Source organism: Plesiomonas shigelloides (assembly GCF_900087055.1).
Lineage (GTDB): Bacteria > Pseudomonadota > Gammaproteobacteria > Enterobacterales > CAMTGL01 > Plesiomonas > Plesiomonas shigelloides.
In genome coordinates, this window is record NZ_LT575468.1 from 2,656,913 (window position 1) to 2,679,896 (window position 22,984).

The 22,984-nt window shown below is 52.9% G+C and carries 15 protein-coding genes; 2 read left to right on the forward strand and 13 right to left on the reverse strand.

Annotation, left to right across the window (positions count from 1 at the left end; all coding sequences use genetic code 11):
• Nucleotides 1–6: 6 nt before the first annotated feature.
• The 11 genes from recB to NCTC9997_RS11900 all read right to left on the reverse strand — a co-directional run bounded on the left by recB (nt 7) and on the right by NCTC9997_RS11900 (nt 18,684).
• Entirely contained in the window at nt 7–3,864 is a 3,858-nt protein-coding gene (gene recB / locus NCTC9997_RS11850; RefSeq protein ID WP_064978130.1) for an exodeoxyribonuclease V subunit beta, read from the reverse strand.
• A 192-nt stretch (nt 3,865–4,056) separates the two neighbouring features.
• A complete protein-coding gene (gene ptrA / locus NCTC9997_RS11855) occupies nt 4,057–6,933 on the reverse strand; it encodes a pitrilysin (RefSeq protein ID WP_152136446.1) in 2,877 nt (958 codons plus the stop codon).
• A 62-nt stretch (nt 6,934–6,995) separates the two neighbouring features.
• A complete protein-coding gene (gene recC, locus NCTC9997_RS11860) occupies nt 6,996–10,460 on the reverse strand; it encodes an exodeoxyribonuclease V subunit gamma (protein WP_064978132.1) in 3,465 nt (1,154 codons plus the stop codon).
• A 364-nt stretch (nt 10,461–10,824) separates the two neighbouring features.
• Nucleotides 10,825–11,799: an ABC transporter permease gene (locus NCTC9997_RS11865; RefSeq protein WP_064978133.1), complete on the reverse strand. Its 975-nt coding sequence runs from the start codon at nt 11,797–11,799 to the stop codon at nt 10,825–10,827.
• The gene (locus NCTC9997_RS11870) at nt 11,799–12,902 is read right to left on the reverse strand and encodes an ABC transporter permease (RefSeq protein ID WP_064978134.1); all 1,104 of its coding nucleotides are present in this window, start codon (nt 12,900–12,902) and stop codon (nt 11,799–11,801) included. The genes NCTC9997_RS11865 and NCTC9997_RS11870 overlap by 1 nt, the downstream gene beginning before the upstream one ends.
• Nucleotides 12,899–14,509, reverse strand: a complete 1,611-nt coding sequence (locus tag NCTC9997_RS11875; RefSeq protein ID WP_064978135.1) for an ABC transporter ATP-binding protein — start codon at nt 14,507–14,509, stop codon at nt 12,899–12,901. Before NCTC9997_RS11875 ends, NCTC9997_RS11870 begins: the two co-directional genes overlap by 4 nt.
• A gap of 155 nt (nt 14,510–14,664) precedes the next feature.
• A complete protein-coding gene (locus NCTC9997_RS11880) occupies nt 14,665–15,663 on the reverse strand; it encodes a BMP family lipoprotein (protein ID WP_064978136.1) in 999 nt (332 codons plus the stop codon).
• 130 nt (nt 15,664–15,793) lie between these two features.
• On the reverse strand, nt 15,794–16,225 hold the full coding sequence (locus NCTC9997_RS11885) for a type IV pilus modification PilV family protein (protein ID WP_064978137.1): 432 nt from the start codon (nt 16,223–16,225) through the stop codon (nt 15,794–15,796).
• A complete protein-coding gene (locus tag NCTC9997_RS11890) occupies nt 16,209–17,327 on the reverse strand; it encodes a hypothetical protein (protein ID WP_152136444.1) in 1,119 nt (372 codons plus the stop codon). The genes NCTC9997_RS11885 and NCTC9997_RS11890 overlap by 17 nt, the downstream gene beginning before the upstream one ends.
• The gene (locus tag NCTC9997_RS11895) at nt 17,324–18,187 is read right to left on the reverse strand and encodes a PulJ/GspJ family protein (protein ID WP_064978139.1); all 864 of its coding nucleotides are present in this window, start codon (nt 18,185–18,187) and stop codon (nt 17,324–17,326) included. Before NCTC9997_RS11895 ends, NCTC9997_RS11890 begins: the two co-directional genes overlap by 4 nt.
• Nucleotides 18,184–18,684, reverse strand: a complete 501-nt coding sequence (locus NCTC9997_RS11900) for a pilus assembly FimT family protein (protein ID WP_064978140.1) — start codon at nt 18,682–18,684, stop codon at nt 18,184–18,186. The genes NCTC9997_RS11895 and NCTC9997_RS11900 overlap by 4 nt, the downstream gene beginning before the upstream one ends.
• Nucleotides 18,685–18,787: 103 nt before the next feature.
• On the opposite strand from NCTC9997_RS11900, the gene NCTC9997_RS11905 reads away from it, so the two are divergent.
• Entirely contained in the window at nt 18,788–19,159 is a 372-nt protein-coding gene (locus NCTC9997_RS11905; RefSeq protein WP_064978141.1) for a type IV pilin protein, read from the forward strand.
• Between the two features lie 39 nt (nt 19,160–19,198).
• Here the strand turns inward: NCTC9997_RS11905 and NCTC9997_RS11910 are convergent, their stop codons facing one another.
• A complete protein-coding gene (locus NCTC9997_RS11910; RefSeq protein WP_064978142.1) occupies nt 19,199–20,041 on the reverse strand; it encodes a M48 family metallopeptidase in 843 nt (280 codons plus the stop codon).
• Nucleotides 20,042–20,220: 179 nt separating this feature from the next.
• On the opposite strand from NCTC9997_RS11910, the gene NCTC9997_RS11915 reads away from it, so the two are divergent.
• Nucleotides 20,221–21,483 (forward strand): MgtC/SapB family protein, encoded by a 1,263-nt coding sequence (locus NCTC9997_RS11915; protein WP_010864448.1) that lies wholly within the window; start codon nt 20,221–20,223, stop codon nt 21,481–21,483.
• Between the two features lie 277 nt (nt 21,484–21,760).
• Here the strand turns inward: NCTC9997_RS11915 and dnaJ are convergent, their stop codons facing one another.
• Complete coding sequence (dnaJ, locus tag NCTC9997_RS11920; RefSeq protein WP_010864449.1) at nt 21,761–22,894, reverse strand: molecular chaperone DnaJ; 1,134 nt, start codon at nt 22,892–22,894, stop codon at nt 21,761–21,763.
• Nucleotides 22,895–22,984: the final 90 nt, after the last annotated feature.

The following is a 22,984-nucleotide window of genomic DNA, read 5'->3' on the forward strand; positions in this document are numbered from 1 at the left end:
CTCTCCTTATTCGCCAGCGACAGCGGCGTCACTCGACGCGGCAAACAGTTGATCCAATTCGTTAATCAGCTGCACATCGGGACGACAATGGAACACCCCGTTCGCGCCATGTTGCTCATCACCGTTAGAATCCGCCCCTTGCATGCCACGTAAAAACAGGTAATACACACCACCGATATGACGCTCATAGTCGTAATCCGGCACGCGTGTTTTCAAATAGCGGTGCAGTGCCAAGGTGTACAGCTGATATTGCAAGTCATAGCGGTGATCGAGCATGGCGCGCGCCAACGCATCCGGAGCGTAATCAGCCGCCGTATCGCCCAAATAGTTGGACTTATAATCAAGCACATAAAAGCGCCCCTGCCAGCGAAACACCAAGTCGATAAAGCCTTTGAGCATGCCTTGCACGCTGGCAAACTCCAGTCCCTGTGGCGCTTGGCGCGTGAGCGGATCGTAGCGCCGACACAGGCTATCCAACCGCGCAGCGTGCAGTGGAGAGTCAATCGGCAGGTAAAACTCCAACTCCACACGCCGATCTTGTGGCCCGATTTGGTTGAGGGTTAACGCCTCACCATCGAGCGGGGTCGATAGCACCTGCGTCAACCAATGCTGCAATACCGGCTGCCATTGGGCGTCCAGCCCGTGTGCGTCGCTCATCAGCGCCAACGGCGCAGACCACGTATCCGGAGCGGTAAATTCTAAGGTTTCAAACAAGCTGTGCAAAAACGTCCCCGGGCGAGCGCCGCGCGGGAAGGTAAACGGCGAGTATTCGATTTCTGGCGCGTCTGGCTCGGTTGACTGCGCGGGATCGATAGACGCAAGTGCGTTGGAATCTGCATCCGATGTGAGCTTACCTGCCCAGTCACTTTCTTTATCACTAGCGTTATCACTGGAGCTATCAATGGCACTATCAATGGCACTATCAATGGCGAGCGTACCGAGCCACTCGGCGGCCATATCAGCCTCGGCAACCGCCAACGCAGTGCTATTTTCTGGACTCACCACCGACTCTGCCGCGAGCGCCGCCGCACTGACAGGTTGCTCGCCGGCGGCATCCTGATCAAAATGCGGTAGCCAGTCCACCGCTTCTTGGTGACGACTTAAGTGCGAGTAGCTGGTGATCCACCAGTTACGGTCGATATGACCGGTAAACTGTGCAGCGGCTAAGGTCGGCGCGCTTTCGCTCACCGGTGGCATAAATTGCGCCGCCTCAGGCAAACCGGCAAGTGCCACATTACCGTTACCCACCTCACACAGATGACGACAGCAGCTATCCAGCAAGGCGGCGTCACCGGCTTCGCCGCGTTGCAGCAAGTAGCCAAACGCGCTTTGGTGTACATCGGTGCTGTCGCGCTTGCCATTACCCACCGTCAGCGCCGCGACGCCCACTTGGCAGTGATAAATCGCGCGGGTCAGCGCAACGTAAATCAGACGGATATCTTCGGCCAAGCGCTCATATTCGGCGCGCTCCGCCGCGAGCGGATCACCGGTTAAATCCAGCACCGGCTGTAAGCTGTCATCGTGGTACAAACTGCCATCGGCTTTACGAAAACCGCAAGCAAAAGGCAGCCATACCAGACCGTATTCCAAGCCTTTGGATTTATGGATGGTGACGATTTTGACCAGATGGGCATCGCTTTCCAGACGCAGTTGCTGTTCATCGCTACCGTAAGCCGGCTCAGCCAGTTGTAGCGCGAACCAGCGCAGAAGTGCATGCTCACTATCTAACTCGGCGGCCGCTTCTTGCAGCAACTCGCCCAAATGCAGCACGTTGGTCAACCGACGCTCACCGTCAGTGCCCGCTAACAGCGTTTCTGCCAATTCACGCTCACGCAGCACCAGATGCAGCATCGGCAACACGCCTTGGCGCTGCCAGCAGCGGCGATACATTTCGAACTCCGCGACCACCTTTTCCCAGCGCTCTTCATCTTGGTTGAGCGCATCTAATTGGGCAGCACTCAGCCCCAGTAAGCTACTGGCCAGAGCCGCGCGCAGTAAACGCTCTTGTCCCGGTTGTAAACAGGCTTGCAGTAAGCGCAGCAAATCGGTGGCTTCTGCCGTACCAAATACGCTATCGCGGTTTGACAGATACACCGAAGCAACGCCACGCGCGCTCAGGGCTTGTCGCACTAAGGCCGCTTCACGGCCAGTACGCACCAGCACGGCAATATCTTGCGCCTGTACTGGCCGCGATTTACCACCGCGCACAATCTGCCCGCGCCCTTCGGCACCTGCTTGTAGCCAACCGGCAATGGAATCGGCGCACGCCGCAGCCATCTGCTGTTGGTAATCTCCGCTGTTACAGCGATCCCCCGGCAAACGACACAACGTGAGCGCCGGTTGCACTTGCTGCTCGAGCGTGAAATGCAACCCACTGGCCGCAGGCGATGCCTGTACCGGCGAAAACGGGATATCGGCGCGGAACAAAAATGGATCTGGCGAGAGGCTAAACAGACGATTGACCGCATCGACCATCCCCGCCGACGAGCGCCAGTTGGTGTCTAGCGTATAGTGGGCACTTACATTGCGACGCGCTTCGATGTAGGTAAAGATATCCGCGCCACGAAACGCATAGATAGCCTGCTTCGGGTCACCAATCATCAATAAACCGGTATCGCTGCGCCCGCCATACAGGGTATGGAAAATGTGGTATTGCTGCGGATCGGTGTCCTGAAATTCATCAATCATCGCCAACGGATAACGCTGACGGATAGCCTCAGCCAGCGCCGGACCACTTTCTTGCTGCAGCGCCTGCGACAAGCGCGTCAGCAAGTCATCAAACGACATCTCACCGCGCTCAAGTTTATGCCGCTGCATCGCGCCGCGTAGCTCAACGATAGCCTGCGCCAGCACGATATCGCGCAAAGTAAGTGTTTGCTCACACAGCTGCTCAACCTGGTCAAATAAGGCCAGCGACGGGCATTCGCCTTTTTTCGTCGCCTCGTGCAACCGCGACTGTGCAAAGCGTGCCAGCGAGTCAGGATAGCGATAATCAGGAGTCGGCTGCATTGCCCATGCGGTGATTTCACCCACCCATTTGCTCACCCAATCGCCACGATACTTGTTCTTGGCAATTCCAGAGCTGGCAATCAGCGCCTCAATCTCACCCGCATTCGCCAGCCAAGCCTGCTTAAGTGCATCAAGCTGCGCGACAATCTGCTGATGGCGCGCCGCCAGATCGGTATCCTCGCCATGCCGATGAATGCGCGGTGCCGGTCCACTTAAGTAACGCACTACCTCATGTTGCAGCGCTTCAGGTGAAGCCCACTCTTGGCTGATCACCGCCGCCATATCGCGCGACAGCGGATAAAAATGACGTCGCCAAAAGTCCGTGACCACCTGCCGCACCAAGCTTTGCTCATCGGTCACCAAGGTTTGCTCAAACAAACTGCCGGACTCAAAGGCATTTTGCGTCAGCATCCGTTGGCAAAAACCGTGGATGGTGTAGATAGCCGCCTCATCCATCTGCCGCTCAGCCGCCAGCAAAGTCTGCGCCGCTTCAGTACAATCGGCGGGAGCAATATCCATCATCTGTGCCAACAACGGATCTTTTTTCCCTTTCTCCGCTAGCAACAGGTCTCGCAGCGCTGGCTGCTGCACCATTTGCATCAATAGCAAACGTCCTTCACGAATACGCGCGCGGATCCGCTCACGCAGCTCACCGGTTGCCGCCTCGGTAAAGGTCACCACCAAGATTTCATCGACCCGTAGCGGACGCGTAAAGGCGGCATCGCCGCCCAAACCGAGCAACAAGCGTAAATAGAGCGCCGCAATGGTATAGGTTTTCCCAGTACCGGCGGACGCTTCAATCAGGCGTTCGCCATATAAGGGCAGGCTAAGCGGATTCAGAGGTTGCGCAGTCATGCTAGATTCCTGTCTGACGGCGAGATAAAAAAGACTTCAATGTGAGTAGGTTATGATACCAGTGTGACCGATGATTAGGCCAAACGGATTCGGCAAGCGCTTCACAAAATCGCACCCGATAGCTAACTTCCCCAAAAATAAAAGCCGGACAAGCCGGCTTTTAATGCGCAGAGTTCTTAATGCTCAGAGCTCTTAATGTGCTGCGCTGTTACTGATTTTATCCAGCGCCTGTTGCAACGCCGATACCGAAGCCTCAGCACTCCACTCGGCCGGGTGAGCAAAGCCCTCTTTGCCTTTACCGCCTTGTACTTGCGACAGTAATGACAAGCCCGTACCGCGCATCACCGCGTTATGGTAGAAGCTGTACACCTGCGGCTGGGTTAGTTTTTCCAGAGCTGCAATCAGCTGCGCACGCCCATTAAAGGCCGCATTGCCACGGCTGAAATCACCACTCAAGCGCTGCGCTTCTTCATCCAGCGTTTGTGGTGGCTGGCGCAATTCATTGAGCAACGCATTTTTGAACTGGGCAAACTCCTCCGCCGGCATGCTCTGTAAACGCGCATCGGCTTGCTTGAAGAACGCCTGATAACGCTCGAACAAATAAGCGGGGGTCTTCTCTGGAGTTTGCAGAACAAAGTTCAGACCCCACTGGCGACCAACCGGCATCGCGTAACTGAATACCGCATAACCCAGTTGCTCTTTGGTGCGCAGCTGATTGAAGAACAACGGCTGCAAAATTTGTCCCAGCAGGGCCGCTTGCGCTTGGCTATCACGCTCGCTGTAGCCAGTCGGCACGTACAATGCCGCCAGCGCGGAGTCCGAGGCCGAGATGCGGCGTGCCAAATAACCATGATGCGCACGGCTCACCACCACGGTTTCGCCATACCACGCCTGCTTACCTTGGGTTTGCAGTTGTGATTTGATCTGTGTGGCCAGATTCTTCACCTGCTCTTCGCTGAAATTACCCACTGCCAACAAAGCTGGCGTAGATTGCTGCAGCAACTGCTGACGGTACTGCAACAGCTCATCCAGCGTGATGCTATCGAGCAGTGCTAAACGCTCGCTACGCTCAAAATACGGCACCGCCGAGAGTGATTGCAGCGGTTGCACCGCTTGCTGGTAAGCACGCATTTTCTCCACGGAGTCCAAACGATCGCGATACCACGCCTTCGCTTGCGCCAGCTGCGCCGCGGTTGGGTTAAAGTCGCGATAGCCTTGCAACAGCGCCAGCATCAGTTTTGGCAGATGCTGAGTAAAACCACTGGCGCTGACTTGCAGGCCATTGTCATTACCGCTGTTAAAGCTGATCCCGCCGATAGCCGCCTGATAGCTCAGTTCATCCAGTGACAAACTGGCCAAATAGTCAGTCAGGGCAAACAACACCTGATGGCGCGGGCTGTTATCGGCCTGCGGATTGCGCAGATCCAGCGTCACAACCCCTTTCGGCTCATCGACAAAGTACTGGCTCGGTGCCAACCATGCCTGCAGATCGTTTTTCGCGATCACCGCCACCGGTTGACCATTATCGGTTTTAACCGGTTTTTGCAGACTAAAATCATCTGGGATATACGGATTCAGCGCCGGCAGTTTCAGGTTCAAAGCCGCGCCTTGCTGCTGCCACAACGTGAATTGCTCTGGAGTAATCCGGCTTACCGAATACGGCGCATTCACAAAATAAGCTTTCTTGTTGTGCGGCTCTTGCGGGCTGATATACCAAATTCGTGCGTGCTGCGGCGTCATGCTCGCCAAGCGTTCACGGATCGCATTTGGGTCAAATTGATCGGCTAACACACCGGAGTTCAGCACATTTTGCACCGGAACCCGCAGCATGTTGTCGGATAAATCCTCCACATAGCTCATATCGCGCGTGATTGACTGATAACGGAAATCCAGCATCAGTACATCGGCAATCTCATCGAAATAACTCTTCTGAATGCCTTTTTGCTCCAGCTCACGCAGATAGCGGAACACAGACGCCACAATTTCATCGCGGTGCGCCAGACCTTTATCGGTCAGCGAAATGTAGATACTGAACGTACCGGCATTACGCGCCAACATCGGATCGGCATTGCTCTGAATGCCGTCTGCTAATCCTTGGCGCAACAGCCAGTCAGCCAACGTACCTGGGCTGCGGTTATCCAGCATGTAACCGATATAGGTGTTCACTTTATTGCGAAACGCAGCGCTGTCATTCGGGATAGTAAAATCAATGCGCAGCGCTTTAATTGGCTGCACCGGCACGTAGTGCAGGATAATCCCTTCTTCTTTTTCAGTGGTCAGCGGCACGGTCACTTGAGGCGCATTAATCTTATGATCGGCAATGCGACCAAAGCTAGCATCGGCCAGTTTCGCCATTTGCTCCAGCGGCTGGTTGGAATACAGCACCGCTTGCATGATATTGGCCGAATAATAGCGCTGGTAGAATTTACGCAGCTCCGTATGCAGCTTACTGTTCGGTTTATCGGACAGGGTTTCCAGATTACCTCCAGAGAAGCGCGCCGTCGGGTGTTTCGGGTTCAGGGTTTCTGAATCCACCCCGGCCATACGCATGCCATCACGCGAGCGCGCCATCACCAGCTCCGCATTCACCGCATGACGCTCTTTATCGCCATTTTTGGCATCCAGCAGCGGCTCGGCCAACGCATCGGCCAAGCGGTCAACCGCTGGATCAAAGGCGCTGTTTTCCACTTCCAAATAATACGAGGTGCGATACGGCGCAGTGCTGGCGTTATGGCTGCCACCGTTTTTATTCAGGAACAGGGAAAAGCCATCCGCTTCGGGATATTTCTTCGATCCCATCAGGATCATGTGCTCCAGATAGTGTGCCAACCCTAACTGACTGTTTGGATCGTCCATCGAGCCCACCGGCAAAGTGACCGCCGCCAAGGATTTAGTGGCTTTGGGATCGGACACCAGCAACACCGTCATGCCATTATCCAGACGGATCGGCTGATACTCGCGGCTATCGCGCTCACTTTTTTGTACCGGCTCTGGCAATACCTGCCAGGCCGCCAATGATTGCTGACTCCAAAGCAGCGGCAGGCAGACCAACAGACTCCATACCCACATTTTCCAACGCCACGGTTGGTTCAGTTGCCGCATCAGGCATCCTCCCTCTTTAACAGTTCAGGTCACGCACTCAAGTGCTGCATAACCGGTAATAAATAACGTGTGGCCTGCGCAGTAATTTGCGCCAGCGCATCGTCACTGAGACCACCGAACAAACGCTGCAAATACGGGTCTTCCCCTTCACCGTTATGTTGGTATCCGCCCAAATAACAATCGCGTAGCGCCCGCAGGGCTTTTTGCTGACTCTCAGCATCGTCGGCTATCGCGCCATCACGATAACAGCGGCTAAGCCATGCCCAGCCGGTTTTCGGCAGCAGTGACAACGGAGTCTGTAACCCCAGCTGATAGCCTTCCAGCAAGCACGTCAAATGCACGCGCGCCTCAGACGCCGCCAGTGGCGCAAAGGCATACTGACTCTCATCGCGCCCCAGCATACGGCTCACGCCCGGCTCGACCGCGTGCTGATGGCACACTAGGCAATAGACCAGATGCTCCAACCATAAGTTCAGTGCATCTACAGCATTTAATGTGCCAGGACGCCAGCGCAGTAGTCCGTTATCTTGCACGCCTTGCAACCAACCGCGCAGTTGTAACGACGCGCTATCGTCGCCTAACTCCAGCTCTACTTCCCAATCGAAGGTGTCTTGTCGCTCATGGGCAATACGCGCTGACAAGGCCTGCATATCCGCTAACAGATTTTCCCAAATCAACTCGCCAAAGCTGCCGTACGGCAAACGCCCTTCGGCGCGCAGGCGGCGAAAAAACTGCTCAGGTGACTCGTGATTGAGCAAAATATTCAGCAGCTGCTGATTGATGCCATAGCGGCCTAGACCATCCAGACCAAACGGCTCATTATCCGGCACCCCTGCTTGCGGCGCGTCAAAACTGACGCGCAGGCGCTGGCGGAAAAACGCCCGAACCGGATGACGATAAAATTGCCGCACCGCATCGAGCTCCAGTTCGCACTCACCGGCTTCCGGCTGCCAACTTTGCGCCCAGAACGCCGGAGCCGGCGTTCCCGAACGGGATGCCGACGGCAGCCACTGCCCCGCAAAACTGCTCGGCGAGCTTGCCTCGGCGTTCGCCGCCGGCGCCGCACCACCTTCGTCTTTTGGCTCCGCCATAAAGTTACGTGGACTGAACGGCGTAAGTGTCTGTTCTGAGACTAAATGTGCCTGCAAATGCGGCTCGGCGTCAGTGTAAAGTTGTAACAACTTTTGCGGCGATGCACTGGAGGTCTGCGCCTCAGAACAAGCCGCTTTAATCGCGGCAGCATCCGCAGCCAAAATCCGACTTTGTAGCAAATAATCGAGCAATTCACTGACCAGTACCGACGGTGCTCGTGGCGTATTATCCTGCGCCGAACGCCCGACATAGCTGATATACAGCTGCTGTTGCGCGGACAAAATCGCTTCCAAAAACAGGTAGCGGTCATCATCACGCCGCGAACGATCGCCACGCTGACTACGCCCCGCCATCAGGTCAAAACCCAGTGGCGGCAGGCTGCGCGGATACACGCCATCATTCATGCCCAGCAAACACACCACTTTGAAAGGAATTGAGCGCATTGGCATCAGGGTACAGAAGTTCACCTGACCGGCCAGAAAACGCTGACTGATCCGCTCATTATCCAGTGCCGCCGACAGCGCATCACGCAATACTGCCAGTGATAACGGAGCATCAAAGCGAGCCAGCGCAGCCTGCTCCACCAGCCGCTCAATTTGACGGGTGATCAGCGCCAATACCGGTTCGGTTTCGGTATCACTGACAAACAGCTGACTGAGAAAATCACTCAGCAGCGCCGCCCAAGCCTGTGGCGTGTGCGCGCGGCTGAAGGCTTGTCGCCACAGCGCCAAGGTTTCCAGTAACGCCGCCAATTGCCCCACCAGCGCGGCACGTAAACCCGACACCTCATCATAGGGTAGCTGATCATCGAACAGACCGCTGTCGGTGCGCATGGCATAACCCAGCAACATGCGCTCGACCCCAAAGCGCCAAGTATGGCTGCCGGTCACCGGTAAGCCCTCAGCGGCCACCGCCGCATCATCCAGCCCCCAGCGAATACCGGACTCCTCCACCCACTGGCGCAGCAACACTAAGCCCTGCTCATCAATGCCAAATTGACGTGCCAGCGCCGGCACTTCCAGCAACGCCAAAATTTCCTCAGCGGCAAAACGGCTATATGGCAGCTGCAGCAGCTGTAAAAAAGCCTGCAAAATCGGGTGCGCTTGACTGGCACTGCGGTCAGAAATGGAGAACGGAATTCGCTGTACCTGCTCACTTGCGCCAGTTTTCGCTCCCGCCGAAAATACTGCCTGAATGTAAGGGCTATAGCGGTTAATATCCGCCACCATCACCAGAATATCGCGCGGCGTCAGGTCCGGATCAGCTTGCAGAAGGTGCAGCAAATGGTCGTGCAGCACTTCCACTTCGCGCATCGGGCTATGACAGGCATTGATGCGAATCGAGTGATCGTTTTGCGCCACCGGATGGCGTGGATGCTCGACATCCGGCATCAACACCGTGCCGTCATCCAGATTTAAGATATCGCGCTGCAACTGATGCAGCAGATTATCGGTCTGTGGCTCAACGAACGCTTCAATGTCATTCGGCTCTAATTGCGCCAGCAGATAAAAGTTATCGCGCCCCAACTTGCCCATCGACGCGAGCAGCGGATTGCCAATATTCGGTGGTGGCAAAAATGGTCGCGTGGTATCCCCATCGCGAGAGCGCCATTGGCGAGCCACCCATTTCGGATCTTGAATATCGCCCCAATAATGGCGGCTTGGGTTGGTAAACATCAGGTGCACATCGCAGTGCAAGCTGAGCGCCTTGAGGGCGCTGAGGTATACCGGCGGCAAGGCCGAAATCCCGAAAATGAACAGCCGTTTGGGGATCCCTTGTGGGCGAGTGGGCGCCTGCTCGAGCGCTTGAATAAACTTTTGGTACAAGTTTGCTCGGTGCCAGTGTGGTTGACCAAGCTCGGCCGTCAAACGCACCAATTCACGCCACAATACCGGCTGCCACGGATGCTCATCAGCCAACTCGGCGACCGTTTCGCCGCGCTCCCAACTGGCAATCCACTCCGGGCGATACACCAAATATTGGTCAAACAAGTCCGCCACACGCGCTGCTAGCTGATACAGCTTGCGCTGGTTCTCATCGGCATGTAAATCGCCTTGCAGATAGTGGCGTAACGGCTCAAACAAAGGGTCATCTAGCTGCGCAGGCAACAGCGTCATCAGCTTCCACGTCATGGCCTCTTTGCCAAACGCACTTTGCTTCGGGATATCCGGCAACACGCAGGTAAACATGTTCCAGATAAAGGTCGCCGGCAATGGAAACTCCATGTTCGCGGCAATACCGAACTCCTGCGCGACCTGCAAACGCAGCCACTGCGCCATCCCCGGGCTTTGCACCAACACCACATCCGGTTCAAACGGATCGTCCAGCGGATTAAGCCGCATCAATTGACACAACAGGGATTTGAGCAGATCCAGCTGATTGGAGTGGTAAACAGTGAACACGGGTAACCCTCAGACATCCATGATGACACACATTGTCAGCTAACCGCCGAGCGGCTGCCAATACCGATTATTTATTATGATGACAGATTCAGGCGACTAAAAGACAAAAAACACAAATAAAACATTAACAAGGAAGGGAAAAGGTAGCAGAAAATCAGGCCGATCACGCAACAAGCCACAAAACTCGCTTATTGCTATTACACGCCGTAGTCGCCGTGGCACCGCCTGTTTCATGTCACGCAAATTTCCGGCCAGCGCGCACAAATCGTCACGCACCGGCCCGAGATTAAGCAGTATTAACGTGGCATGTAAACTCGCTAATGCCCCGCACTCATAGACATCAGCGACATCAGTTCGTCATCCCTCAACGCTCTTTAATGTACGGCTTACCCACCGCTTTGGGCGCGACTGAACGGCCGATAAAGCCGGCCATCAAAATCACGGTCAGCACATACGGCAGCGCCGAGAAGACTTGGGTTGGCAATACGCCAATGCCCGGCACCGAGACCCCTTGCATACGAGTTTCCAGCGCAGTGAGAAAACCGAACAGCAAACAAGCCCACAATGTTGGCCACGGTCGCCACTTACCAAAAATGACTGCCGCTAACGCGATATAGCCTTGTCCGGCGGTCATCTCACGCCCAAAGCCCGCATTTTGCGCCACCGACAAATAGGCTCCGGCAAAACCGCACATTACCCCCGCCAACATCACGCCGCTATAGCGTAAACGCGCCACCGAAATCCCCGCGGTATCCACCGCATTTGGCTCTTCCCCCGCCGCACGCAGACGTAACCCAAAGCGCGTTTGAAACAGCACCCAGCCAGTCACCACCACCGCCACGAATGCCAGATAGACCAGCAAGGTATGGCCAGAAATCAGCTCTTCATACAACGGGCCGATAATCGGGACATGGGCTTTCATCCATTCGCTAGCTGGTAGGGTCTGCACCAAAAAACGCTGCCCGCTTTCCAGTGTTGGCGTCTGCCCACCACGCCCAAACCATGCATGCCCGAGCGTGATGGTCATCCCCGAAGCAAAGAAATTCACCGCCAACCCAGAAATCACCTGATCGCCGCGCTGATTGATACAGGCATAGCCATGCACCAGCGACAATAAAACCGATGCGCCAATGGCGGAAAACAGCCCCAGCCACACAGAGCCACTCACCGCCGACACCGCCGCCGCCATAAAAGCGGCAAACAGCATCTTGCCTTCCAAGCCGATATCCACTACCCCTGAGCGTTCCGAGAAAATCCCACCCATCGCAGCAAAAATCAGCGGTACCGCCAGACGCAACGAAGAATCTAGCGTAGAGAGAGTCCAAGTAAACACATCCATCAGCTTGGCTCCTTCGGTTCAAACCAGCGCTCAACCGGCACCCGAATCAATCGATCTAGCGCGCCGGTAAAGAAAATCACCAACCCTTGGATCACCATAATCAGCTCCGGATTAAGCTCCTGCATCTCAAATTGCAGCTCGGTGCCGCCTTGGTACAAGGCGCCGAACAGCAGCGCGGCCAGCACTACCCCAACCGGATGATTACGCCCCATCAAGGCTACCGCAATGCCTATAAAGCCAAAGCCATTAGTGAAGTTCATGATCAGGCGGTTTTGCGCGCCATACACCTCATTCACCGCCATCATGCCGGCCAAAGCCCCCGACAGCGCCATCACAATCATCACGATACGCGCCGTATCAATGCCCGCATATTCCGCCGCTTTCGGGTTTTCTCCCACCACCCGAATGGCATACCCCAAACGGGTGCGCCACACTAGCCACCACACCGCCCATGCCGCCAGCAAGGCCAACAATAACGATGGGTTAAGCAGGGAAAAGGGCAGCTCAATCCCATGTCCGGCGGCCCATTCATGCAACTTAGGGAAAACCGCCGAGGGCGCAAAATAGCGCGAATCAGTGGCATTACCGCCTAATTTGGCGATGTGCTCCACCACCAGATAGCCCATCAGTGAGGCCGCAATAAAGTTGAACATGATGGTGGTCACCACCGTGTGTGAACCGCGGCGCGCCTGCAACCAACCGGGGATCGCGCCCCACACGGCGCCAAACAGTGCGGCCATTAAAATCACGACCGGCGCCATTACCCACATCGGCCAACGCTGATCAAAGGCTAAGCACACCAATGTAATCCCAAGCCCGCCCAGATACGCCTGCCCTTCCCCACCGATATTGAATAACCCCGCCTTAAAGGCCAGCGCGACCGCTAATCCGGTAAAGATAAAGTTAGTGGCGTAATACAAGGTGCTCGACAAGCCGCCGTTTTGTAAATTCAGCGCCCCATCCACCATCACATCAAACGCCCGTAGCGGGTCTTCGCCCACCATCAGCACCACCAAACTGGAAACGCCCAGCGCCAGCAACAGCTGCAACAGCGGGATCAGTGCGCTACGTACCCACGCCGGCGCCATTTTTCCCTGCATCATGCCTTCTCCCCATCTTGCGACGCACGCTCGGGAAACTGGCTGCTGGTCATCAGCAAGCCGAGCTCCCGCTCATTGGTCTGCGCCGCTTTCACTTCCCCGGTGATCGCGCCATCGACCATCACCAAAATACGATCGGCCAGCGCCATAATTTCATCCAACTCGACCGACACCAGTAGCACCGCCGCGCCAGCGTCACGGGCTGCAATCAAATTACGATGGATAAATTCAATGGCGCCGATATCCACCCCGCGGGTGGGCTGGCCAACCAATAAGACCTGCGGCTGACGTGACATTTCACGTGCCAAAATCAGTTTCTGCTGATTACCGCCGGAAAAATTGGCGGTTTTGAGGGAAGGTTGTGGCGGACGCACATCATGCGCCTGCATCAGCGCCTGAGCTGCATTCTCAACACGGAGCGGATCGAGCGAGTGACGCCCATACGCCGCATCATACTGGTAACCCAAGATGGCGTTTTCCGCCGCCGAAAAACTTTTCACTAAGCCTTGCCGCAGACGATCTTCCGGCACATGAGCCACCCCGAACTGACGCAGTTGCCGCGCATCGCGCCGATCCTTGGGGCCCAGATTCAGATTGCCTTTTTGCGTGGTCAGTGTCAGCTCACCGATTTGCGGTGTCAGAGTTCCAGCCAACACTTCCAGCAGCTGCGACTGGCCATTTCCCGACACACCGGCGATCCCTAAAATCTCACCGGCACGCAGTGCAAAACTGACATCCTTCAAACGCCACACGCCTTGCGGATCGCGATAGCTTAAGTGCGATGCGCGCAAACAGACCTCACCAGGGTGGCTCGGCGCTTTATCGACCCGCAGCAACACTTTGCGCCCAACCATCAACTCCGCCAAGGCCGGTGGCGAGGTTTCCGCCGTTCGGCAATGCGCCACCATCTCACCGCGACGCATCACAGAGACCGCATCAGTGATCGCCATGATCTCTTTAAGCTTGTGGGTGATCAGCAAGATCGTTACTCCTTGCGCACGCAAGGTATGTAAAATCGCAAATAACTGCTCGGCTTCTTGCGGCGTGAGGACCCCCGTCGGTTCATCCAAAATCAAAATGCGCGCCCCGCGGTACAGCGCTTTTAAGATTTCCACCCGCTGCTGCATGCCAACCGGTAACTCGCCAACTACGCTGTCGGGATCGATAGCCAAACCATAACGCGCCGCAATCTCCTCCAACGCCTGACGCGCCTGACGACGGCTATGACGCAGCAACGCGCTGCTCTCCGCCCCCAGCATGACGTTTTCCAGCACCGTAAAGGTTTCCACCAGCATAAAATGCTGATGCACCATCCCAATTCCGCAAGCAATGGCTTGCTGGGAGTTATGGATAGTGGCCGGTTGACCATCAATCAGGATCTCGCCACTATCGGCTTGATAAAAGCCGTACAGGATAGACATCAGGGTTGATTTGCCGGCACCATTTTCACCGACAATGCCATGAATAGTACCTGCCGTAACCTGCAGGCAGATATCGTGGTTGGCCACCACCGAACCAAAGCGTTTGCTGATGTGGCGCAGCTCAATAGCCAACGCCCCTTGCTCAGGCTTTGCTAATGACTCCGGTAACGGCTGGGAGGGTTGTTGCATCCGCCAAGTCCTTTGATCACAACAGCCGGACATCATGTCCGGCAGAACAACATTCGATCACCGGTAACGCACTCATTCACGACAGCGCTACCGATACCGCTTAACGACATGCCTAGCGCATCACCACGCATCACACATGCCAGAGCCTCAGCGCCTTAGTATTGGCAGGACTGCGTCAGATTGTAATCGTGCACTTTCACCTTGCCATCGATCACCGCTTGACGCAGATCGTTCATCTGTTTTTCCATCTCTGGCGTCACCAGTGGACGGTTGTATTCATCCAAAGCCCAACCAACGCCTTGCTCTTTCAGCCCCAGAGATTGCTCACCGGCGGTGAATTTGCCGTCTTGCGCATCTTTAAAGGCATTGTAGACCGCAACGTCGACCCGCTTAACCATCGAAGAGAGCATCACCCCCGGATGCAGGTAGTTCTGATTAGAGTCGACCCCGATAGCATATTTCTTGCCATCCGCGGCAGCCTGATAAATTCCAACCCCCGTGCCGCCCGCCGCAGCGAAGACGACATCCACCCCTTGGTCAAACTGGGCTTTCGCCAGCTCCGCTCCTTTCGTCGGATCGTTCCACGCCGATGGGGTCGAGCCGGTCATGTTCACTTGCACTTTCACCGCCGGCTGCTGATATTTAGCCCCTTGCTCAAAGCCACAGGCAAAGTTACGGATCAGTGGAATATCCATGCCACCGATAAATCCCACATGCTGGCTCTGCGATTTCATCGCTGCCAGCGCGCCGACTAAAAAGGCCCCTTCTTGGTCTTTAAACACCACCGAACGGACATTCGGCATATCCAACACCGCATCAATCAGCACAAACTGTGTGTTAGGGAACTGCTTCGCCACTTTTTCAATCACCGGAGCTTGCTGGAAGCCCACCGCCACAATCGGGCTAAAACCCTTTTGCGCCATACGCAGCATCGCTTGCTCACGCTGCGCTTCATTGGTTATCTCGAACTCACCGTAGTTAATGCCAGTTTCTTTCTTAAACTGCTCCGCCCCGTTATAGGCTGACTGGTTGAACGATTTATCAAATTTGCCGCCCATGTCATAAATGACCGAGGGCTTGAGGGGTTGAGCGTGGGAGGAAAAAGAAACTGCCATCGCAATAGCAAGATATGAGATCGCATTCCATTTGCGCATACATCACTCCATGAATTAGCCGAATAAAACTGCAATACGTGTACAGATAATACTCTGCTCTCCAATCTCAGCTACTCATCAAGCATGTTAAGTGTGCACAACATCACATTCATTCATGGCAGCCGTAGCACTAAGGCACATAATGTTGGCCCGTAGCTAGACTGCGTGAAAGGCTGACTTTTCCTGCTTCATCTTTATACGCAAAATTGATGTTAACGGTATATTTAAAAACATCTAGCGCCGTATTCGGACAAGATAAGGAACAGTGTTGTGAAAAACTGTACCCGTTTACACTGAACAATGTAGGAAGTGAACTACCGCTGATACATTGATTACTAGGTGCACATTTAGCATCTTTTTTTCTGATTTCCTTCGATTTACTCTGCACTTCATCTAATACATTATTTGCAGCCTCCGTAGCAATCAACGTCATGTTGGAAAACTCCAACGTTGTTGACTGTTTTATTTGGTAGCCAATCAAAGCACTGGTTGATACACCCAACACCAATACAGCGATGAGAACCTCTATCAGACTAAATCCTTTTTTATTGATAAAAGTCATACCAGGTTCCTTTCATTGCCATTGCACCGATATCAATTTTTTTCTCCACATCTAGAAGCTTGTGGTAATCATAATAAAGGGTGAAAGCACCATCACCATTGGATACTTTTGCGTCAGAAATAAAAGAACCTCTAATAACTAATGACCCTCTAAAATCAAATTTCAACGATAACTGCTCGCTTACTGGTTTTGGCCTTGAATCAATAAATGCCATCAAGCCATCAACCGTCATAGCTACGCCAGCAGGCGCAGTAGTCAAGGTAACTGACTCATTACCTTTCGATTTACTGATCACCAATAACACATTATTCATGCTTGATGTTTTAAAAGCACAACTACTTGCTCCTGCTCCTAGATCTATCCAGATAGATTTATTATTTAGATCAATAGGCAATTGTTCACAAGAAGAAACTTGAATGTCAAATACATTCTTATTTAGCCCAGATAGATAATGCGATGATGGTGAACCACCATTAAAAGTCACACTTTCTTTATTGGCTAAATTATATTGAGCACATAATCTTACCTGCTCACTCGTCAACGGAGGTTTACAGACTTTGGCTTGACCAGAGGATATCACTCCAGAAGGCGGAAATGGCGCTGCAGTATGGGGAGGTGTATATGCTGTCATATCGGATGATGCATTAGATGAACCATTAACCGTAAAATCAACATCTCCTCCCGCAATCAATCCAGCATCAGGTGCTGTAGAATATCCTTTCGAAACAATCACGGCTTGTGACGCAAAAACAGTACCTATATGGTCTTTATCAGACTCTTGGTTATAGCTATACGATTCAATAGAATGGAATACGCTGCCTAATTTATTAATTGGTTTTATTTTTACTAGGTTACCGCAGTCAACGATTACATCTGATGTATTAGAAATATTGTTATTTTTTATCCAACTAACTGCACACGCTATACCAGATTGAGAAATATTTTTATTTTCTAAATATCGAATCCGATCCTGATTGGTCTGCACCATCGAGTTGACCATCGCACCATATCCCAAAATCGACACAGCGACCACCGCCATCAACATTAATGTTACTGTCAATGTTGCAAACCCTTTTTCAGGCGTACTGGTTAATTTCATCATTGTGCAGGATTCTCCAATGTCACTATTCGAGTGAGAGTGACAACTCTGACGCTATCTTTTATTCTTCCAGTAATTTCAATTTTAAATGCCGGGAAATACAATGCTCCTTTACCATTGCCTATAAAATGCTCGGTATAATTCGTAATCTCTTTAACCGAAAAGGCATCGATAGCAATATTTTTTTTCGTCACAGATGTCCAGTTGTTAGCCGAACTGCAAAAGCCATTGTTTTTATCAGCGAACAACCATGCGGCACATCCATCTCCGCTTCCTGTTGGCTTCTCACATGTATCAATAGCCGTTCGCGTTACACCAGTTTCTCGAGTAGCAATATAGCCATCACCATCACGCCCCTTGATCCAGCGATAACCGAATATCTCATCCGTTACGTTTTTAGTGTTATTTAATATTTTTCCTGTTGTCGCATCAGTAGTGACACAAGGTGTTCCGTTATTAGCCTTTCCAATACACCCATCTTGATTTAGGTCATAGGTAAGGAGCACACAAGCCTGATTAGTACCTAAATCAGTAAAGGTCAAAAAACGATGAAATTCTGTTTTCCCCGTTAATGCTACTGATTCTGCCGTCAGAGAGCTTTGAGATACAGGTAGAAGGGATGTGATATGTGTTACGTTACTGTCGGCTAAAGACACTTTCCCTGGCATAAAAAATCCGGCACGCTTAATATCTCGCTCCATCAGCTCAAGGATTTCATTAATTGCTGTATCTACTTTATTGTTCTCTTGTACTGTCGTTTGAAACGAAACTACCGATGACAGTACGGCACCACTAGCAAGAATAATTAAAGAACCAATAAGTATAGAAACCATCAATTCTATTAGCGTAAAGCCTCGAGTCATTTTGAGCGTCTCTCAAAGTTAATTCCGCCATAACCATTAACTGAGAAATCAAACAATGTTTTGTCGTTTTCCAAAACAAGATTAACTTGATTAACCACTGTTCTCCGACCACCATTAATTTCCATGTATTTTTTAAAACCAGACAGAGGCTGATATTGCCTCAACGCAACATTCCCTCCTGACATCAACATCAATCGATAAGGATAATCACTAGACTTACACAATTTTTTAATCTGACCATCATTGATATCAATCATAGCTTTAGATGATGTCAGGCATAAGCTATCATTAACATATCCGATATAAATATAATTTTTACGTCCTTCGCGAAATGCGATATTTTGAACCTGAAGTAAGTATGCATAAACATTATTTGCTACTTGTTCTAACTGACGATCATCACGCAGCTGCCTATATGATGGTAAAGCAACAGATAACAATACTGTCACCACGGCCATTGCAACCATCAATTCAATTAGTGTCAGCCCTTTCTGCATGACTCTCTCCTTATTATTCGCTACTATTATCGCCTACAGCTTAAATAAAACGAGCAATCACACATTTTACTTAGAGATGGATTCCAATTATTAGGGAAATAGCATGAAAAACGGTTTCACACTTATTGAGCTTATGATTACTGTTGCAGTTATTGCCATAATTTCTGCAATCGCGATTCCGTCTTATCAAAATCATATCCTGAAATCACGACGCTCAGAGGCCATAACACAACTACTGCAAGCACAACTTAAACAAGAAAAACAATGGTTAACCTCCACCCCACACAAATACTCAAATAACATCAACGAACTCGGTATTAGCAACAGTAGCTATTACACATTTAGTACTGAAGCTCAGGATAATGGCTATCAACTGAAAGCCACCGCAAAAGGTTCACAGCTCAAAGATAGCGCTTGCCTAAGCCTCACTATCAATCAACACAGTGATAAAACACCAAGTAATTGCTGGGAGTAGCCAAGTCTCCTCCCAACCAAGGGCCATAAATGTGGATGTTTACGCCTTACACTGCGGACGCCGCCCTGCTGCATGCGCTTGTTGCATCAACGGTAAAGCTCTAGCTTCCCATGCTTGTAGTTGGCTGATGCGGGTCTGACTCGACGGGTGCGTGGAGAGCAGCGCAACTGGCGCAGTGCCTTCTTGCGCCGCCATGCGCTGCCACAAAATCACGGCCTGACGCGGGTCAAAACCGGCCTGTGCCATCAAGGTTAAGCCTAAGTCATCGGCTTCACTTTCTTGCGCTCGGCCATACGGCAACAGCACACCGACCTGAACCCCTAAGCCAAGCGCCGCCATAGCCTCTTGCCCGTATGCCTGCTCACCTAATACCGAGCCGGCGATGTTCATTCCGAGGGCCGCCAGCTGTGAGCGCGATAACCGCTCATTACTGTGCTGCGCCAGCACATGCGATACTTCATGGCCAATCACGGTCGCCAGCTGATCTTGATTTTCAGCCACCTTCAGCAAGCCGCTGTAAACGCCAATTTTTCCGCCCGGCAGAGCAAACGCATTAACCTCTGGGCTATCAAACACCACCACTTCCCACTGCTGAGCACTAACTGCCGGATCGCCGGTATAAGCCGGCAAGGCCGAAGTCACCGCATCGGCGACACACTGCACATAGCGGCGAGTTCGTGCATCTTTCACCACCGGTTGCTGCTGTTTTAGCTGACTAAACGACTGTTCGCCTAACTCCGCCATCTGCGCCGGTGAGTACATCAACACTTGCGAACGACCAGTCGGCGATGAAGCACAACCGGCTAGCCCGCAGGCCAATAACGATACCAACACGCTGCGTTTGAGTATTTTGTGGACTGAAGGAAGACATCCCTGCTGCATAACAAACTCCGTCAGGTTTTCCTAAGCTAACCATTGAGGTGAGATTTACTGCTGCGCACATTACCGCCCAGCTCAGCGAACTGCAAGCGTAGTACTAGCGCAGAGGATTGATGATAATTTGTCCACTGCAGTCGTGCGGAGTATGCTGAAAGAATAAGCCTACGCAGGGAGTCGACATCATGGAGCAGAACCTGCAATTAGCCCCGTTCTGGACACTACTGATCGCACTGTGTCTGGGCGCGGTCATCGGTCTACAGCGCGGTTGGACACTACGCAATGAAGAAACTGGGCGACGCATTGCGGGGATCCGCACCTACTCACTGATCGGGCTAACCGGCGGGATCAGCGGCTTACTGTCGCGCGCCTTCAGCCCGCTCGTCTTAGGTTTTGTACTGCTGGCGCTGGCAGCAATCATTGCACTGGCCTACCACTATCGCCAACAGCAGCACATGAATCTCAGCATTACCGACTCAGTCGGCATGCTACTCACTTGCCTGCTTGGTGCGCTGGCCACCGCCGGCTATCCGCTGTTGGCCGCGCCGGCGGCCGTACTGACCACGCTGATTTTGGATAACAAGCAAGAGCTGCACAATGCACTGCAAAAATTACAAGAGTACGAATTAGATGCAGCTCTGCGCCTGCTGCTGATCTCGGTGGTGATGCTCCCGCTGCTGCCCAATGAAGGTTTTGGCCCTTGGCAGGCCATTAACCCGTACCAGATTTGGTGGATGGTGGTGCTAATTGCGGGGATCTCATTTATCAGTCACTTCGCCATCAAAATCGGCGGTCCGCAAAAGGGTATTCTCTTTACCTCGGTCTGTGCGGGGTTTAGCTCCTCTACGGCACTGACGCTGCAATTTTCCCACCTGTCGCGCCAAGAGCCTGAACTGAGCCCACTGCTAGCCAGCGGAATTTTGCTCAGTTGCGGCACCATGTTTCCGCGCGTTCTGCTCGTCTGCTTTGTGCTCAATCCAGCGCTATTCCGTGAGCTGTGGCCGGCGATGCTGCTAATGATGCTTGGCTTTTATCTGCCGGCCTGCGTTATCTGGTGGTGTCACCGCCACCAGCAATATCAGCAACCAGCCAGCAGTCAAAACCCGCTGTCGCTCTCGGCGGCACTGTTTTTCGGCTTATTGCTGCTGCTGATTATTGTCCTGTCCAAAGCGTTAGGACTGTGGTTTGGTCAAGCGGGCACCTTGCTGCTGGCTGCGATATCAGGTTTAACCGATGTGGATGCCATCACGTTGGCCCTCGCGCAGCAAAGCCGGCACGGTGCGCTGACCATTGCGGTACAAGGGATTTTTATTGCTGCTGCCGTCAATAGCGTGGTCAAGATGGCCATGACTGTGTTTATCGGTAATCGCCGATTGGGATTTTTGACCGGCGCACCGGTACTGCTTTCGGTACTCGCCGGCAGTCTGCTCTTGCTGCGCACCTTTTAATGTGCCGGTAATGAACACGCGCGTTAACAGGAGCAGAGATAAGGAAAAAAGAAAGGAAAAACCTGCGTCTTAAGCATCGGCAAAGCAAACAAAAAAACAGCCATCGCCCAACTAACACGCATAAAATAACGCGCATAAAAAACCCCGTCACGCCAAGGCGGACGGGGTTTTCAGTCAGCTATCTTCTCTAATCGTCTAAAACTTCACGCACTAGCGTCTTAACTCGTTCTCACCTCTCGGCACCACGATATGACACCGTGAGATGATAGAACTGCGCTTAGCGAGTCAGATCGTCGAAGAATTTCTTCACGCCATCAAGGAAGCTTTTTTCTTTCGGGCTATGCTTGCTGCGAGCATCACCGGTGAAGCTCTCTTCCAGCTCTTTGAGCAGCTCTTTTTGGCGCTCGCTCAGTTTCACTGGCGTTTCCACTACCACGCGGCACATCAGATCGCCCACTGCGCCACCACGGACAGATTTCACGCCCTTACCACGCATACGGAACATACGGCCAGTCTGGGTTTCGGCTGGGATCTTCAGGTTAACCCGACCATCCAAGGTTGGCACTTCAACTTCGCCGCCCAATGCTGCCATGGTGAAGCTAATCGGTACTTCACAGTACAGGTTGTTGTCTTCACGTTTGAAGATTGGGTGATCTTTAACGTGTACCTGTACATACAAGTCGCCAGCTGGCGCGCCAAACTCACCGGCTTCGCCTTCACCGGACAGACGAATGCGATCGCCAGTGTCCACCCCTGCCGGGATCTTAACCGACAGTGTCTTGGTCTTCTGCACACGGCCTTCACCGTGGCACTTGTTGCACGGATCTTGGATGATCTGGCCACGACCATGACAGGTTGGACAGGTCTGCTGCACCGCGAAGAAGCCTTGGCGCATCTGGACTTGGCCGGCACCGTGACAGGTCGGGCACGTGGTAGCCTTAGTACCGGCCTTAGCACCGCTACCATCGCAAACATCACAAGCTACCATGGTCGGTACCTTGATCTCTTTGGTTACACCTCGAACCGCTTCTTCCAGAGTCAGTTCCATGGTGTAACGCAGATCCGCACCACGGCTGGCACGTTGCGAACGGCGGCCGCCACCGAAAATGTCACCAAAAACATCACCGAAAATATCGCTGAAATCTGCACCGCCGCCAAAACCGCCTGCGCCGCCCATGCCACCTTGCTCGAACGCCGCGTGACCATACTGGTCATATGCCGCTTTCTTTTGAGCATCCGTTAAGATCTCATACGCTTCTTTAATTTCCTTGAAGCGGTCTTCGGATTCTTTGTCGCCCTGATTGCGGTCCGGGTGATATTTCATTGCCAGACGCTTGTACGCCTTTTTAATTTCCCGTTCATCCGCCTCGCGGGAAACTCCCAGAATCTCGTAATAATCGCGCTTCGCCATAATCTCTTTCACCTGCCCCTACATGAATGTACGGGCGCAGGATCTGCATCCAACGCCCGTACCATGTTCTCACAATCCCTTTATCAAGGA